This window comes from Bacillus cereus group sp. MYBK139-1, from assembly GCF_051916915.1.
GTDB lineage: Bacteria > Bacillota > Bacilli > Bacillales > Bacillaceae_G > Bacillus_A > Bacillus_A pacificus.
This window is the reverse complement of record NZ_JBQAHO010000001.1, coordinates 1,771,397-1,788,261: the sequence shown is the minus strand read 5'-3', so window position 1 is coordinate 1,788,261 and position 16,865 is coordinate 1,771,397. Positions and strand designations below refer to the sequence as shown.

The window sequence follows — 16,865 nt, the reverse complement described above, 5'->3', positions numbered from 1 at the left end:
TTTCATTATCCTACAAACGTTTGATACAGTAAGAAAATATTTAAAATGATAACAAGTATAGCAATGATCCAAGCGATTAAGGTTGTTATACGGTGGTTAACGAGCGCACCCATAATTTTTTTATTGCTTGTAAACATAATAAGTGGTACTAACGCAAAGGCAATACCGAATGATAAGACAACTTGACTCATGACTAGAGCGTAAGTTGGATTTACGCCTAAAGCGATAATAACTAATGGTGGAATCATTGTAATAAATCGGCGTAAGTATAACGGAATATGCATTCGAATGAAACCTTGCATAATAATATCACCTGACATTGTACCGACAGAAGAGCTAGATAGTCCTGCTGATAAGAGACCAATTCCAAATAAAGCAGCTGATACAGGGCCCACTAAAGTACTGAACTGGTTAAAAGCAACATCAAGATCTTCGACATGCAAGCCGTTTTTAAAGAATAGTGCAGCAGCAACAATTAACATACTTGCATTAATTGCTCCAGCGATAACCATTGCAATAATGATATCAATAAACTCGAAGCGGAAAATCTTTTTCTTTTGTTCATCATTTGTTCCGACTACGCGGCGTTGCGTTAAGGCGGAATGTAAATAGATTGCGTGCGGCATAACCGTCGCCCCTAAAATTCCGGCTGCAAGTAATATACTGTCTACACCTTGGAATTTTGGAATAAATAGTCCTGAAAGCAAAGGGCTTAATTCCGGTTTTGCATAAAAGACTTGTACACCGAAAGCGATAACAACGATAAAAATCATTCCTGTTATAATAGCTTCTAATGGACGGAAGCCTCTGCGTTGAAATTCAAGAATAATAAATGATCCAGCAGCTGTAATTAAAGCAGCTGGTAACATTGGAATTCCAAATAATAAATACAATCCGAGTGCTGCCCCGATAAATTCAGCTAAATCAGTAGCCATAATAACGAGTTCACCTTGTATCCATAAGCCGATGGAAACAGGTTTTGGGAAGTTTTCTCGAGCAATTTCAGGAAGGTTTCTACCTGTAGCGATTCCTAATTTAGCTGATAAAGTTTGGATTAATACAGCCATTAAATTAGAAGCGAGAATTACCCAGAGTAATAAATATCCGTATTGTGATCCAGCGGCAATATTTGTCGCGAAATTGCCAGGGTCAATATAAGCGACTGAAGCAATAAAAGCAGGACCTAGGAATGGTAATAGTCTTTTTAATCCTTTCGTTTGTCCGCTTAATGCTAAATGCGCTGATTGAACAGTTGTACTTTGAGAAGGGACATGTTCATCTTTTGATATATCTTTATTCATAGTAGTTTTCCCCTTTAAAATGTTAACATGATGAAATTATTGTAAGTATTCTTATTGTTTATTTCAATACATTTAAATGTATTAGATGATATTTTTATCCCGCTTTAATGGGCAGTAAGACCCCCACCTTAAAATTCAGGGAAAGCAAAGAAGTTAGGAGGGGGATCAACTGCCCATAAAAGTCCGATTGGTTCAACTAATAATCAGTGGGGGATGAAGAAAACCCCCACTGATTAAAGTTTCACTTTATTTGAACACAAATGTTTCCTTAGTGCAAATTATATGCCTTTATACAATGAATGGTGTAGCGTTATTAAAAATTGGGAGTTTATGGTGTGATGACGTGGGGAAACATAATGAATTAAAGGGCTGTTTTTGAAATTTATGTGAACATAAAGCCGATAATACAGCATATTAATTGATGGAATTGCATTTGTATGATATATAATATATTGGGATTACAACATAACCATAGTGTTTTGGTGTGTAATCTTGTTTTTTATTTTTGTTAACTGATAGAAAATAGTATAAAGAGAAGAAAATGGGATTCATTTTCTTATTATATATGTTTTGATATGAACGTTAACTTATACATGATTTTAAAAATTAGATAGGTGGTAGAAATACATTGGCAACTACAAAACCATACAGAGTATTACTATATTACATGTACACAACAATTGAAAACCCAGAAGAATTCGCGGCAGAGCATTTAGAATTTTGTAATTCACTTGAGTTAAAGGGAAGAATCCTTGTAGCTAAAGAAGGTATTAACGGAACTTGTTCTGGTACTGTAGAACAAACAGAGAAATACATGGAAGCAATGAACAACGATCCACGTTTTGACGGTATCGTATTTAAAATAGATGAAGCTGACGGTCATGCATTCAAGAAAATGCACGTACGTCCTCGCCCAGAATTAGTTACACTTCGTCTAGAAGATGACATTAACCCACACGAAATCACTGGTAAGTATTTAGAGCCAAAAGATTTTTATGAAGCAATGAAACAAGAAGATACAGTTATCATTGATGCACGAAATGATTATGAATTTGATTTAGGTCACTTTAAAGGTGCGATTAAACCTGATATCGAATCATTCCGTGAATTACCAGATTGGATTCGTGAAAATAAAGAAGTACTTGAAGGTAAAAAGATTTTAACTTATTGTACAGGTGGAATTCGTTGCGAGAAGTTTTCTGGTTGGTTAGTTCGTGAAGGCTATGAAGATGTAAGTCAGCTTCACGGCGGTATTGTAACGTACGGAAAAGACCCAGAAGTACAAGGTGAGCTTTGGGATGGACAATGTTACGTGTTTGATGAGCGTATTGCTGTACCAGTAAACCAAAAAGAACATGTTATCGTTGGTAAAGACCATTTTACTGGTGAACCTTGTGAGCGCTATGTAAACTGTTCAAATCCAGAATGTAACAAGAAAATTTTATGTTCTGAAGAAAACGAAGCGAAATATTTACGTGCATGTTCTCATGAATGTCGTGTAAGTCCACGTAACCGCTACGTAATACAACATGAATTAACGGAAGAGCAAGTAGCTGCTGCATTAGAGCAAATCGAAGCAGGGAAGTAAGAGGAATTCGTGTAATAAAAAAGGGTACTCCAAACTTTATGTTGGAGTACCCTTTTTATATTGTCCGGTTCAGCCTTTTGTCGGTTTCTGTCGGTAAGTCGATATATCTGGAAAATCGCCGATATATTTTGAGTTGCGCTGATATATCCGAAAAATCGCTGATAAAAATTTCAATTACTGTAGCGTACCACATATTTCAATGTAAAAATAATCTTCTTTATTTCGAATCATCTTTCTCTCTCACAGCAGAAAGTACAGTTTGTTTAACCCATGCTTTTCTTCGTTTATGTTGTAGACCCCATTGGTATAAACTTTGCGCACCTAAAATAAGTGAAATGACGATGCCGCTAATTGCTATTAAAAGCGCGAAAAATTCAAGTGGCGACGATATTTTGTTTGAATCGGTGTTTCTTAACAGGTCAATCATAGTAAACCCTAACATTTGGCCCACAACAGAGTAAAGCGTTAAAATTAATAATAAAAGACTATCCTTTTTAGAAGCGACATTTTCTTGATATTTAAACAAACTATCAAGATTTTGTTTCGCGTTCGAGTATAGAACCTCAATATTAAAAAGTTTTCTTAAACGAAAGAAAATATCTTCACTTTGTGATTGGGATACTAATTCTAAAGAAAAATAATTAGCAGTGAACGAATTGATCGAATAAATTAATTTCTCTATTTCATTAGTATCTTGTTCAATGTTTAGCTCAGCATAGGCGTTAGCCATTTTTAATAAAACAATTTTATGGAATAGGTTTAATAATAAAGCGTAATAAAATTCTCCGTACATTTGACTAGCAAGTTTAGTGATTTCGCGTTCTCCTTCATTTGTTACACATGTAAAAATATGTTCTTCCATAATGAAATAACGATTTGGAGCCCATCTCTGGTAAGCGTGTTTTTTTAAATAGTCATGAATGTAAGGAAGGTTATTTGCACTTACATAAGCCTTACCATCACTTGTTAACCCAGAAAGACTGGAAGTACGATAAACATCCACTTCGGTAAGCTCCATATCTGCTTTTATACATAGTAAAGTTTGAACGTACATTCTTTGATCTTCAAAGAAAGGAAAGGTTTGAAAGTAAGAACTTCTTAATCTCTTCTTCTCAAAGAAATCTGTTACGCCATGAAATAAATAACCAAAAATGAATCTTTCCACTTGGGAATATTTTTTTCCATTACATTCAATGCAAATCGTTTCATTTGTATCATTTTTAGTTTCAAGTACACGGAAGCGGGCGGCGAATTCAATTGCTTCTGATAATGTCATGTTTGGAGCGGTCTCTACTTCTGTACGAATTGTTAAGAAACCAAGCTCATAAGGACAAAGTGTTACGTCAATAGAATGAATCTTAAATGGAACGGAAATAAGATTTGTTGTTAAATGTCCAGTTAAATTAAGGTCTTTAGAATAGCGCTGCAACCCTTTTTGATGCTCTGAATGAGGAAATAAAATTTTATTTGTAAATGAAAGATAGTATGCTTCCATATTTTGATGTGAAACTTGAAACTTTCCATAGTATGTATTTTCATTTTCAAGATGATCGAGTCGAAAAGGGCGAAAGTCATTTTTTTGTAAGAAAGGGAACATATTTTGTTCATACCCAGTTTTAAAAGAAAACGGGAATATAAATTGAAATATAGCTGTTGTTACATCTTTTTCTTCAATTGTTTGTATTGCCTCCATTTATATTGTTTCCTTTCCATATATGCTATAAAAACAACATGCCCAAATTTATTTGAAAATAACCACTGTTTTATACTTGATTAAGAATGAAAATTCAGCTTATTTAGTAGGGGACATGTATAATGTTATGTATACTAAAAGTTATAAATTGATATTTTAAAAAGGGGGATGTTGTATGCGGATTTTAGTATTAGGAGCTGGTGGCGTTGGAGGCTTTTTTGGAGGTCGCTTAGTAGAAAAGGGAGAAGAGGTTACGTTTCTTGTTCGCAGTAAAAGGAAAAAACAATTGGAGGAAAGAGGACTTGTAATCCGCAGTGTTAACGGGGATTTTTCCTTCCAACCGAAATTAATAACGAAAGAAGATCGAACCGCTCCATTTGATGTCATTTTATTTTCAACAAAAGCGTATCACTTAAACGAGGCAATTCAAGATTTGAAGCCGTTTGTAGGTGAAAACACTGTAATCATTCCATTGTTAAATGGTATCGCTCATGTATCACTATTACAAAAAGAATTCGGCGAGGAAAAAGTAATTGGTGGTTTATGCTTTATCGAGACGACTTTAAACGATCAAGGAGAAATTGTACAAACTAGCACTGCCAACAGACTAGTGTTTGGAGAAATGAAGTCTCAAGATTCAGAGAGAATAAAGCATATTTCTAAAGCATTTGCAGGTACGAAATCTAGTTTTATTTTAAGTGAAAACATTATGCAAGATATGTGGCAAAAATATTTATTTATTACTGTAATGTCAGGTGTGACAACATTAATGCGGGCACCGATAGGACCGATTCGTGAAAGCGAAGGTGGACGCGATTTTATCCAAAACTTATTTGAAGAATGTATGCAAATTATGAGATGTATAGGAGCGCCAATTAAAGATAATATTGTCCAAGAACATATGAAAACAATTGATAAAATTTCGTATAATATGAAGTCATCGATGCAGCGTGATATGGAAAAAGGTTCGTCTATTGAAGCGAAGCACTTACAAGGATACTTACTAGATGTAGCAGAACAATTTTCTATAGAAGCACCATTATTAGGAGCAGTATATCAAAATTTGAAAGTGTATGAAGAAATGACCTTTAACAAATCAGCAATACAATTGGATGTATGAAAAAATAAAAAAGAAAGCAATATATAAGTGTATTGCTTTCTTTTTTTATGACAAATCATTTATTTCTTTTTGTTCTATCCGTCAAATTTATTTCCTGTTCACGTTTACCGTATAATTGATTAATTTCATTTGCTAATGCATCTAAATAAGAATCGGAAAAAATAGGCTTCTTTTCTTTAGACATATAGGTCTCCTTTATCGATTTTTTAGTATTCATTATGTATATTTACCGGCGGATTATGCGCAATCATTTTAATTTTTTCTTTTTAAAAATTTTTGTTTACATTTTGAAAATAAAGGAGTATTATAATCCACAGTTTCAATTTTCTAAATCGCTGAAACCGCATGGTACGGGGGACCCGTTCTTATGGATTAGTTCTTAATCCAATGGGGTGAATCCTTGAAAAAGGTAGGGCTACTCATAGGCCCGAATCCGACAGCTAACCTCGTAAGCGTTATATTGAGAAGGAAGGTGGAGCTTGTGCGACAAAAAAAATAATGTCTACAAGTCTATTTCGCTATGGCTTGTAGACATTTTTTGTTTTCTGAAGAAATAGTTTACTGGCTGTAACAAGCAGAATCGTTCGTACAAAATTATTGGAGAGTGGACAGCATTGGTTTCATCTATTAAAAGGTTTTTAATTGGAAGGCCCTTAAAATCAACTGAGTTAGGAGAGCAAAAGCTTAATAAAACGAAGGCGCTAGCCATTCTTTCTTCTGACGCATTGTCATCAGTTGCATATGGTCCAGAGCAAATATTAATTGCTTTAGCAGGTGTTGGAGCGATCGCTTATTGGTATTCTATTCCGATAGCCATTGGGGTATTAGTATTATTGACAGCCCTTATTTTATCTTATCGTCAAATTATTTTTGCTTATCCGCATGGCGGAGGCGCGTATGTTGTATCAAAAGAAAATTTAGGGATGAATCCGGGCTTAATTGCTGGAGGATCTTTATTAGTCGATTATATTTTAACTGTTGCAGTAAGTGTGTCTGCAGGTACAGATGCGCTAACATCTGCTTTTCCTAGTTTACATGCACATAATGTAATCATTGCGATTATATTTGTTATATTTATTACCATCTTAAATTTAAGAGGGGTAACGGAATCAGCTTCCGTTTTAGCATATCCTGTTTATTTATTCGTTTTAGCACTATTTATATTAATTGGTGTAGGGATATATAATATTTTAACTGGTCACGTGTCACCGAATTTACACACGCCGATTGGAACACCAGTTGCAGGGATTAGTTTGTTTTTACTGTTACGAGCATTTGCATCAGGAAGTTCTGCTTTAACAGGTGTTGAAGCAATTTCAAACGCAATTCCAAACTTTAAAGATCCTGCACCTAACAATGCAGCGAAAACATTGCTTGCAATGGGTGCATTACTTGCAGTTTTATTTTCAGGAATTGTGTTCTTAGCTTATTATTACGGAATTTCTCCAAGTAAAGAAGTAACAGTTGTTTCACAAATTGCTGAACAAACATTTGGACGTAATTTCATGTACTATTTTATACAAGGTACAACAGCTTTAATATTAATCCTTGCTGCTAATACAGGCTATTCTGCATTTCCACTATTAGCAGTTAACCTTGCAAAAGACAAATTTATACCGAGAATGTTTACGATTAGAGGAGACCGCCTAGGTTACTCAAATGGAATTATTATACTTGGAATCGCATCGATTATTTTAATTGTAGCTTTCCAGGGGCAAACAGAGCATTTAATCCCGTTATATGCAGTAGGCGTATTTATTCCATTTACCCTTTCTCAAAGTGGTATGGTATTAAAATGGCTTCGTGAAAAACCAGAAGGATGGGCTTTACGATTAACAGTCAATTTAATTGGTGCAGTCATTAGTTTTATCGTAATGAGTATGTTCTTTTTAACTAAATTCGCACAAGTTTGGTCAATCCTTATTTTCTTACCTGTTATTATCTTCTTGTTCCACCGAATTAAGAAGCATTATGATGCAGTGGGTGATCAATTAAGCTTAAAAACTTGCGAACCTCTTATTCCAATTGAGGGGAATGTAATTGTCGTTCCAGTAGCTGGTATGACGCATGTAGTAGAAAATTCATTAAACTATGCGAAGTCTCTATCTGCAGATCAAGTTATCGCTGTATATGTTGCTTTTGACAGAGAAGAGGAAAAGAAATTTGAAGAGAAATGGAAGAAGTGGCAACCTGAAGTAAGACTTGTTACATTACATTCTCATTATAGAAGTATTATTCAACCGCTAACGAAGTTTATTGATACAGTACAATATAAAGCGAGTGAATCAAATTACCGAGTTACTGTCGTTATACCACAGTTCATTCCGAAAAAAGGTTGGCATAACATTCTCCATAATCAGTCTAGTTTACTCATTCGTGCGTATTTACTCTATAAAAGAAATGTTGTTATTACGACAGTTCCATATCATTTGAAAAAGTAAGAAGTTTTTTAAAGGATAGCTTTACGAAAGTGGAGCTATCCTTTTTGTGTATACGCTATGCATAATTGCATATGAGTCTAAAAGATATATTGATATAATTTTTGTATCTGTGAGTAAGTAGAGGTTTTTGTTGTGATATATGGATATTTTAATTGAAAAAGTGAAGTGGATTATATTTTGAAATAAAGACATGAAGGCTTGAAAATAAAGGGAATGAAAATACTTCTTTACGTTGTATAAATAGCTGTGTTTAAATGACCTTACAGTACAAAACTTATATGAAAACAAAACGGAATTTCATATTTACGTACGTTATTTAGTTTAAGATGAATAATATTTTTATGTAATATATTCACTGTGTGAATGTGGAAATCGCTATAAAATAGAAATTTTATACAATGTTATTCATACTAATCACATATGAAAAAATAATAAAATGTTTTGTGACGATAAGTAAGTACTGTAGCAATACGAGAGAGGTGGTTCATACATGGATTGCGGTGAGAACGTTCTCTATTTTAACCATCTCAAATTATGGGTAAGAAAATAGAATAATAAAATGCGATAGTAATAGTTGCTAATACATAGGAGGAGTTAAAGTGAAAAAGACTTTAATTACAGGGTTATTGGTTACAGCAGTATCTACGAGTTGCTTCATTCCTGTAAGCGCTTACGCTAAGGAGGGGCAACCAGAAGTGAAAACAGTATATGCACAAAATGTAATTGTTCCAAATACATTATCCAATTCAATTAGAATGTTAGGATCACAGTCACCACTTATACAAGCATATGGACTAGTGATTTTACAACAGCCAGACATTAAGGTGAACGCGATGAGTAGTTTGACGAATCATCAAAAGTTTGCAAAGGCAAATGTAAGAGAGTGGATTGATGAATATAATCCGAAGTTAATCGACTTAAATCAAGAGATGATGAGGTATAGTACTAGATTTAATAGCTATTATAGTAAGCTCTATGAACTAGCAGGGAACGTAAATGAAGATGAACAAGCAAAAGCAGATTTTACAAATGCATATGGAAAATTACAATTGCAAGTAAAAAGCATCCAAGAGAGTATGGAGCAAGATTTATTAGAGTTAAATCGATTTAAAACAGTATTAGACAAAGATAGTAATAACTTATCGATAAAGGCTGATGAAGCAATAAAAACACTACAAGGATCAAGTGGAGATATTGTGAAGTTAAGAGAAGATATTAAAAGAATTCAAGGGGAAATTCAAGCTGAACTAACGACTATATTGAATAGACCTCAAGAAATTATTAAAGGTTCTATTAATATCGGTAAACAAGTATTTACAATTACAAATCAAACTGCACAAACGAAAACAATTGATTTCGTTTCTATCGGTACTTTAAGTAATGAAATTGTAAATGCTGCCGATAGTCAAACAAGGGAAGCAGCTCTTCGCATTCAGCAAAAGCAAAAAGAGCTATTGCCACTTATTCAAAAATTATCACAAACTGAAGCAGAGGCGACTCAAATTACATTCGTTGAAGATCAAGTAAGTAGCTTTACAGAACTAATCGATCGTCAAATTACAACATTAGAAACGTTGTTAACGGATTGGAAAGTTTTAAACAATAATATGATCCAAATTCAAAAGAATGTTGAAGAAGGCACATATACAGATAGTAGTTTACTACAAAAACATTTCAACCAAATTAAAAAAGTAAGTGATGAAATGAATAAACAAACGAATCAATTTGAAGATTACGTTACAAACGTTGAAGTACATTAAAAATAAGTAACGATATAGGGAGAGAAGAAAAATGACAAAAAAACCTTATAAAGTAATGGCTCTATCAGCACTTATGGCAGTATTTGCAGCAGGAAACATTATGCCAGCTCATACGTATGCAGCTGAAAGTACAGTGAAACAAGCTCCAGTTCATGCGGTAGCAAAAGCTTATAATGACTATGAGGAATACTCATTAGGACCAGAAGGCCTAAAAGATGCAATGGAAAGAACAGGTTCAAACGCTTTAGTAATGGATCTGTACGCTTTAACAATTATTAAACAAGGTAATGTTAACTTTGGAAATGTATCGACTGTTGATGCTGCTTTAAAAGGAAAAGTGATTCAGCACCAGGATACAGCGAGAGGAAATGCGAAGCAATGGTTAGATGTACTAAAGCCACAGCTTATTTCAACAAATCAAAATATTATTAATTACAATACGAAATTCCAAAACTATTATGATACTTTAGTTGCTGCGGTAGATGCAAAAGATAAAGCGACTCTTACGAAAGGTTTAACTAGATTATCAAGTAGTATTAATGAAAATAAAGCGCAAGTAGATCAGTTAGTAGATGACTTGAAGAAATTCCGAAATAAAATGACGTCCGATACGCAAAACTTTAAGGGTGATGCAAATCAAATTACATCTATTTTAGCTAGTCAAGACGCTGGAATTCCGCTATTGCAAAATCAAATTACAACGTACAATGAAGCAATTAGTAAATATAATGCAATTATTATCGGTTCATCAGTTGCGACAGCTCTAGGGCCAATTGCAATTATTGGTGGTGCAGTAGTTATTGCTACAGGTGCAGGAACGCCGTTAGGAGTCGCGTTAATTGCAGGTGGTACAGCAGCTGTAGGCGGTGGTACAGCTGGAATCGTATTAGCAAAAAAAGAGCTTGATAATGCACAAGCTGAAATTCAAAAAATAACAGGACAAGTTACAACTGCTCAATTAGAAGTAGCTGGGTTAACGAACATTAAGACACAAACGGAGTATTTAACAAATACAATTGATACTGCAATTACAGCGTTGCAAAACATTTCAAACCAATGGTACACAATGGGATCAAAATACAATTCTTTACTTCAAAATGTAGATTCAATTAGTCCGAATGACCTTGTTTTCATTAAAGAAGATTTAAACATTGCGAAAGATAGCTGGAAAAACATTAAAGACTATGCAGAAAAGATTTATGCTGAAGATATTAAAGTAGTAGATACGAAAAAAGCTTAATTAAATACGAATCGTTAGAGCGTTACGTATTGATGAAAGATTTGAAGCTCCTGTTCAGTTGTGAGCAGGAGCTTTTTATCCGACTTTAATGGGCAGTAAGACCCCCAACTCAAAATGCAGCGAAAGCAAAGAATTTAGGTGGGGATCGGGCTGCCCCTAAAAGTCCGATTGGTGAGGGCTAATAATCAGTGGGGGATGAAGAAAATCCCCACTGATTAAAGTTTCACTTTATACCCTTATAAAGAAAACAGGTGAAAAGTATGCAGAAAAGATTTTATAAAAAATGTCTTTTAACGTTAATGATTGCTGGGGTGGCAACGAGTAATGTATTTCCTTTACATCCTTTTGCAGCAGAACAAAACGTAAAAACATTGCAAGAAAGTGCGGGAAATTATTCGTTAGGGCCAGCTGGATTCCAAGATGTAATGGCACAAACGACATCGAGCATATTCGCAATGGATTCATATGCAAGCTTAATTCGAAATCAGCAAGAGACTGATTTGAGTAAAATAAGTTCGATTAATAGTGAGTTTAAAGGAAATATGATTCAGCACCAACGAGATGCAAAAATTAACGCGGCGTATTGGTTAGATCATATGAAGCCGCAAATTATGAAAACGGATCAAAATATTATTGATTACAATAATACTTTTCAAGCGTATTATAGTAGCATGCTAATAGCAATTGATCAAAAAGATAGCGTAAAGTTAAAAGCGGATTTAGAAAAATTGTATGCGGATATTGTAAAGAATCAAAATGAGGTAGATGTATTATTAGGAGATTTGAAAGCCTTTCGTGATAGAATGGCGAAAGATACAAATAGCTTTAAAGCGGATACAAATCAACTAACCTCGATTTTAGCAAGTACGAATGCTGGTATTCCAGCTTTAGAGCAACAAATCAATACATATAATGATTCAATTAAAAAGAGTAATGATATGGTTATCGCTGGTGGGGTACTTTGTGTAGCGTTAATAACATGCCTTGCTGGCGGACCAATGATTGCTGTCGCGAAAAAAGATATTGCAAATGCAGAAAGAGAAATCGCCAATTTAAAGGATAGAATTTCTGGGGCACAAGCAGAAGTCGCAATTTTAACGGATGTAAAAAATAAAACAACAAACATGACTGAAACGATTGATGCAGCAATTACAGCATTGCAAAATATATCGAATCAATGGTATACAGTAGGGGCAAAATATAATAATTTACTACAAAACGTAAAAGGAATTAGTCCGGAAGAATTTACCTTCATAAAAGAAGATTTGAATACAGCGAAAGATAGCTGGAAAGACGTAAAAGATTATACAGAAAAATTACATGAAGGTGTGGCGAAGTAAACAGTGGGCTAGTTCCGCTGTTTATTTTTTTATCCTGTTTTTTGTGAGAGGTGGACTTGTAAATTGATATATAAATTTCTGATCAAGTCTTTTATATTTAATGTTTTAATGAAAAAAGCTATACTGTAAGCAAAACTAAAAATTGGAAAGTAAATACCATAACATGGAAAATTATCTATTATTTATCCTTACAGCAATGTTAATCATAATGATGCCTGGTCCTGGTTTTGCACTAGTTACAAAAAATACTATCTCGCATGGTAAAAGTGGTGGGATAAAGACAGTTTTAGGAACGATATCTGGAATGATGATTCATACAATAATGGCTACGTTAGGACTCTCTGCTATTCTAATGAAATTTGCTATGTTATTTACATTTATAAAATATGCTGGGGCTTTTTATTTAATTTACTTAGCTGTAAAGTCAATTAAAAGTGCCTTACATAAAAAAGAAGATATGTCGGGTCCAATAGAAATGGACTCTAAGAATATTGGGGCAATTAAAAGCTTTAGACAAGGATTTACTACGGCAATTTTAAATCCAAAAACTGCTGTGTTCTTCCTTAGTTTTTTACCTCAATTTATTGTAAGTAATCAAAATCATTTCCTCCAATTTCTTTTATTAGGAGTCACATTTACGACTTTGACCGCAATATGGTATTTGCTTTATATCTCGCTAATACGTCAATTAAGAACTTTTTTAAGAAAAGAACGAGTGAACCGTATAATGGAGGGTATTACGGGCGCAGTATTATTAGTATTTGGGGTTAGATTATTTTTCCAAAAATAAATATGTATATGAAAAGAGAAATAATCAATAGTGGTTATTTCTCTTATTTATTCTAAAACTATACTATTTTACAATTAATTTCACACTTACATACTAATTTGAGTTTTAAAAATGAGTTTCTCAATAATCCGACCTGTTTGCTTAATAAAAAGATTCTACATTATGGGAGCCGAGTCGCCCGTAAACGCCTAATTTGTGAGGGATGATAATCAGTAGGGGAGGGACATAATCCCCATTGATTAAATTTCATTGCATATACTAAGCGGTGTAGAAGTTCAGGTAGATAAAATTCTGTAGTCGAAATTTATTACATAAAGCTGTATAATGCTTGTAACGAAAAGGAAATACAGGAAAGGATATGTAGCGAGTTACTATGGATAAAGATAAACAACAATTAAGCGTTGAAGTTGCAAGATTATATTATCAATCAGATTATAGTCAGCAAGAAATTGCTAACAAACTAAATATTTCAAGACCGACGATTTCTAGGTTATTAAAGTACGCGAAAGAAAAAGGATTTGTTCAAATTAGTATAGCTGATCCATTTGCTGATTTAGATAACGTTGGAAATTTACTGAAAGAAAAGTACAATTTGTTAGAGGCGCATGTCGTATTTTCTCCAGTGCCAGAATACGCAACGATTACAGAGTATATTAGTAAATATGCAGCTGAGTATATGGAAAAGACGGTTAAAAATGGTGATATCGTTGGTGTAAGCTGGGGAATGACGATGTATGAAATCGCTAGAAAAATTGTACCGCAACATGTAAAAGGTGTAGAAGTCGTTCAGTTAAAAGGCGGTATTAGTCATTCGAGTGTAAATACATATGCGAATGAAACAATTGCTTTATTTGCAGATGCTTTTCAAACGACGCCAAGAAATCTACCTCTTCCAGTTATATTTGATAATGCAGTGACAAAGGAATTAGTAGAGCAGGATCGACATATTCATCACATTATCGAAATGGGGAAACAAGCGAATATTGCAATTTTCACTGTAGGGACAGTGCGAGACGAAGCGCTATTATTCCGATTAGGTTATTTCGATAAGGATGAAACAAGTTTACTCAAAAAACAATCGGTCGGTGACATTTGTTCACGTTTCTTTGATGGGGATGGAAATATTAGTAGTGAAGAAATTAATAAGCGGACCATTGGAATTGAGTTAGAGGAACTGAAATTAAAGAAACGTTCTATTTTAGTTGCTGGTGGTAATAGAAAAATAAAAGCAATTGATGGTGCGTTACGTGGCGGATATGCAAATGTATTAATTATCGATCAGCATACAGCAAAAGAACTGTTACATTATCAAAAAGATTAGAAATAAAAGGCTTTCTCAAGATATTAAATTTTGAGAAAGCCTTTTATTTTGTTATGTATGAATTATGGGAGTGCTGTTTGAATACAAATTGCTTTTTTTAAAATAATTATGGATATTGAGATACATACTACCATTGTTAATATAAAAGTTTTGATTTTAAATAGAAAGTGTTTCTTAGTTAGAATAAGCTTTACTTACTACAGAAAAATGCCTTTTCAAAAAGAATGAACAAAATTTCAAAAGTGTATTTACATTTGTTCAACTAAGAGTTAGAATGAAGTTGTTAAAAGATATGAGGAGTGAAGATAATGAACATTGCAAAGTTAATTGACCATACAATTTTAAAAGCTAATACTACTAAAGAAGATGTTATGAAAGTAATCGAAGAAGCAAAGGAATATAAATTCGCTTCTGTTTGTATTAATCCTACATGGGTAAAGCTAGCTGCTGAGGAATTAGCTGGACATGATGTAGATGTTTGTACTGTAATCGGTTTCCCATTAGGCGCAAGTACTACTGAAACAAAAGCTTTCGAAACAAAAGATGCTATCGCAAAAGGTGCAACTGAAGTTGACATGGTAATCAACGTAGGCGCTTTAAAAGATGGCGACGACGAACTTGTTGAAAAAGACATTTATGAAGTAGTACAAGCAGCAAAAGGAAAAGCTCTTGTAAAAGTAATCATTGAAACTTGCCTATTAACAGATGAAGAGAAAGTACGCGCTTGTGAATTATCAGTAAAAGCTGGTGCTGATTTCGTAAAAACTTCAACTGGATTCTCAACTGGCGGAGCAACTGCTGAAGATATCGCATTAATGCGTAAAACAGTTGGACCAAAGGTTGGTGTAAAAGCATCTGGTGGCGTTCGTACACGTGAAGATGCAGAAAAAATGGTAGCTGCTGGAGCTTCTCGCGTTGGAGCAAGTGCTAGTGTTGCAATCGTATTAAATGATGCAAAAGGTGCTACAGATAACTACTAATCATTAATGAAGTCAAAAGCAATAGATACACAAAGTAAAGTGTATCTATTGCTTTAACAATTGAAAAAGATGTAAGCGGATACGAATGGGAGGAGACGGCTTATGAAATACTTAATCGGTGTTTTAGGCCTCGTATTGATTTTAGGTATCGCTTGGCTTGCTAGTAATGATAGAAAGAAAGTCAAATATCGCCCAATCATAACGATGGTTATATTACAATTCATTTTGGGATTTTTATTATTAAATACAAGTATAGGGAATATATTAATTAGCGGAATAGCAGATGGTTTTGGAGAGCTATTAAAATATGCCGCTGACGGTGTGAATTTCGTATTTGGTGGATTAGTAAATCAAAAAGAGTTTTCGTTCTTTTTAAGTGTATTAATGCCAATCGTATTTATATCAGCTTTAATCGGTATTTTGCAACACATTAAAGTGTTACCTATTATTGTGAAATCTATCGGTCTAGCATTAAGTAAAGTAAATGGAATGGGGAAACTAGAATCATATAACGCTGTTGCTTCTGCAATTTTAGGACAATCTGAAGTGTTTATTTCAGTTAAGAAACAACTAGGATTATTGCCAGAGAAAAGAATGTATACATTATGTGCATCTGCAATGTCTACCGTTTCAATGTCTATCGTTGGATCGTATATGGTGTTATTAAAACCACAATATGTTGTAACCGCTTTAGTGCTTAACTTATTCGGTGGCTTCATCATTGCTTCTATCATTAACCCGTATGAAGTTACTGAGGAAGAAGATATGTTAGAAGTACAAGAAGAAGAGAAGAAGACCTTCTTTGAAGTATTAGGGGAATACATTATTGATGGATTTAAAGTTGCGATTACAGTAGCAGCTATGTTAATTGGTTTCGTTGCTCTTATCGCATTCATTAATGCCGTATTTAAAGGTGTAATCGGTATTTCATTCCAAGAGATTCTTGGTTATGTATTTGCGCCATTTGCATTTATTATGGGTGTACCTTGGCATGAAGCTGTTAATGCCGGAAATATTATGGCAACAAAATTAGTATCAAATGAATTTGTCGCCATGACAGATTTAGCACAAGGGAACTTTAATTTCTCAGATAGAACGACAGCGATTATATCTGTATTCTTAGTTTCATTTGCAAACTTCTCTTCAATTGGAATTATTGCAGGAGCAGTTAAGAGCTTAAATGAAAAGCAAGGGAATGTAGTCGCAAGATTTGGTTTGAAATTACTTTTCGGTGCAACATTAGTAAGTTTCTTATCAGCAACAATCGTGGGCTTATTATTTTAATAGATTC

At 34.0% G+C, this 16,865-nt stretch carries 13 protein-coding genes and 1 riboswitch; of the genes, 10 read left to right on the top strand and 3 right to left on the bottom strand.

What is annotated here, in order from left to right:
• Positions 1-5: 5 nt before the first annotated feature.
• Complete coding sequence (locus ACTFRS_RS09115; protein ID WP_001030651.1) at positions 6-1,301, bottom strand: Nramp family divalent metal transporter; 1,296 nt, start codon at positions 1,299-1,301, stop codon at positions 6-8.
• Between the two features lie 628 nt (positions 1,302-1,929).
• Here ACTFRS_RS09115 and trhO point away from each other — a divergent pair.
• Positions 1,930-2,889 (top strand): oxygen-dependent tRNA uridine(34) hydroxylase TrhO, encoded by a 960-nt coding sequence (gene trhO / locus ACTFRS_RS09110; RefSeq protein WP_000246231.1) that lies wholly within the window; start codon positions 1,930-1,932, stop codon positions 2,887-2,889.
• Positions 2,890-3,106: 217 nt separating this feature from the next.
• Here the strand turns inward: trhO and ACTFRS_RS09105 are convergent, their stop codons facing one another.
• A complete protein-coding gene (locus ACTFRS_RS09105) occupies positions 3,107-4,582 on the bottom strand; it encodes a hypothetical protein (RefSeq protein ID WP_139867740.1) in 1,476 nt (491 codons plus the stop codon).
• Between the two features lie 175 nt (positions 4,583-4,757).
• Between ACTFRS_RS09105 and panE the strand changes: the two genes are divergently transcribed.
• Positions 4,758-5,702 (top strand): 2-dehydropantoate 2-reductase, encoded by a 945-nt coding sequence (gene panE, locus ACTFRS_RS09100; protein ID WP_139867738.1) that lies wholly within the window; start codon positions 4,758-4,760, stop codon positions 5,700-5,702.
• A gap of 55 nt (positions 5,703-5,757) precedes the next feature.
• Here the strand turns inward: panE and ACTFRS_RS09095 are convergent, their stop codons facing one another.
• Positions 5,758-5,886, bottom strand: coding sequence for a hypothetical protein (locus ACTFRS_RS09095; RefSeq protein ID WP_000031869.1), 129 nt, complete (start codon positions 5,884-5,886; stop codon positions 5,758-5,760).
• Positions 5,887-6,025: 139 nt separating this feature from the next.
• Positions 6,026-6,172, top strand: a riboswitch (cyclic di-AMP (ydaO/yuaA leader).
• 144 nt (positions 6,173-6,316) lie between these two features.
• Here ACTFRS_RS09095 and ACTFRS_RS09090 point away from each other — a divergent pair.
• The 8 genes from ACTFRS_RS09090 (at position 6,317) to ACTFRS_RS09055 (ending at position 16,858) form a co-directional block, all read left to right on the top strand.
• Positions 6,317-8,143 (top strand): APC family permease, encoded by a 1,827-nt coding sequence (locus ACTFRS_RS09090; protein ID WP_000254878.1) that lies wholly within the window; start codon positions 6,317-6,319, stop codon positions 8,141-8,143.
• A gap of 599 nt (positions 8,144-8,742) precedes the next feature.
• Entirely contained in the window at positions 8,743-9,903 is a 1,161-nt protein-coding gene (nheA, locus tag ACTFRS_RS09085) for a non-hemolytic enterotoxin NHE subunit A (protein ID WP_242293683.1), read from the top strand.
• 31 nt (positions 9,904-9,934) lie between these two features.
• Complete coding sequence (gene nheB / locus ACTFRS_RS09080) at positions 9,935-11,143, top strand: non-hemolytic enterotoxin NHE subunit B (protein WP_139867734.1); 1,209 nt, start codon at positions 9,935-9,937, stop codon at positions 11,141-11,143.
• A gap of 260 nt (positions 11,144-11,403) precedes the next feature.
• The gene (gene nheC / locus ACTFRS_RS09075) at positions 11,404-12,483 is read left to right on the top strand and encodes a non-hemolytic enterotoxin NHE subunit C (RefSeq protein WP_440023728.1); all 1,080 of its coding nucleotides are present in this window, start codon (positions 11,404-11,406) and stop codon (positions 12,481-12,483) included.
• 163 nt (positions 12,484-12,646) lie between these two features.
• The gene (locus tag ACTFRS_RS09070) at positions 12,647-13,273 is read left to right on the top strand and encodes a LysE family translocator (protein WP_440023729.1); all 627 of its coding nucleotides are present in this window, start codon (positions 12,647-12,649) and stop codon (positions 13,271-13,273) included.
• A 373-nt stretch (positions 13,274-13,646) separates the two neighbouring features.
• Positions 13,647-14,594: a sugar-binding transcriptional regulator gene (locus ACTFRS_RS09065; protein ID WP_016717188.1), complete on the top strand. Its 948-nt coding sequence runs from the start codon at positions 13,647-13,649 to the stop codon at positions 14,592-14,594.
• Positions 14,595-14,902: 308 nt separating this feature from the next.
• The gene (gene deoC, locus ACTFRS_RS09060; protein ID WP_440023730.1) at positions 14,903-15,574 is read left to right on the top strand and encodes a deoxyribose-phosphate aldolase; all 672 of its coding nucleotides are present in this window, start codon (positions 14,903-14,905) and stop codon (positions 15,572-15,574) included.
• A 102-nt stretch (positions 15,575-15,676) separates the two neighbouring features.
• Complete coding sequence (locus ACTFRS_RS09055; protein ID WP_139867728.1) at positions 15,677-16,858, top strand: NupC/NupG family nucleoside CNT transporter; 1,182 nt, start codon at positions 15,677-15,679, stop codon at positions 16,856-16,858.
• The last annotated feature ends 7 nt before the right edge of the window (positions 16,859-16,865 follow it).

Excerpts from the sequence above, each read along its gene's own strand:
- deoC (WP_440023730.1), top strand. The coding sequence starts at position 14,903 with ATGAACATTGCAAAGTTAATTGACCATACAATTTTAAAAGCTAATACT.
- ACTFRS_RS09105 (WP_139867740.1), bottom strand. The coding sequence starts at position 4,582 with ATGGAGGCAATACAAACAATTGAAGAAAAAGATGTAACAACAGCTATA.
- nheB (WP_139867734.1), top strand. The coding sequence starts at position 9,935 with ATGACAAAAAAACCTTATAAAGTAATGGCTCTATCAGCACTTATGGCA.
- nheC (WP_440023728.1), top strand. The coding sequence starts at position 11,404 with ATGCAGAAAAGATTTTATAAAAAATGTCTTTTAACGTTAATGATTGCT.
- ACTFRS_RS09065 (WP_016717188.1), top strand. The coding sequence starts at position 13,647 with ATGGATAAAGATAAACAACAATTAAGCGTTGAAGTTGCAAGATTATAT.
- ACTFRS_RS09115 (WP_001030651.1), bottom strand. The coding sequence starts at position 1,301 with ATGAATAAAGATATATCAAAAGATGAACATGTCCCTTCTCAAAGTACA.
- ACTFRS_RS09095 (WP_000031869.1), bottom strand. The coding sequence starts at position 5,886 with ATGTCTAAAGAAAAGAAGCCTATTTTTTCCGATTCTTATTTAGATGCA.
- ACTFRS_RS09070 (WP_440023729.1), top strand. The coding sequence starts at position 12,647 with ATGGAAAATTATCTATTATTTATCCTTACAGCAATGTTAATCATAATG.
- panE (WP_139867738.1), top strand. The coding sequence starts at position 4,758 with ATGCGGATTTTAGTATTAGGAGCTGGTGGCGTTGGAGGCTTTTTTGGA.
- ACTFRS_RS09055 (WP_139867728.1), top strand. The coding sequence starts at position 15,677 with ATGAAATACTTAATCGGTGTTTTAGGCCTCGTATTGATTTTAGGTATC.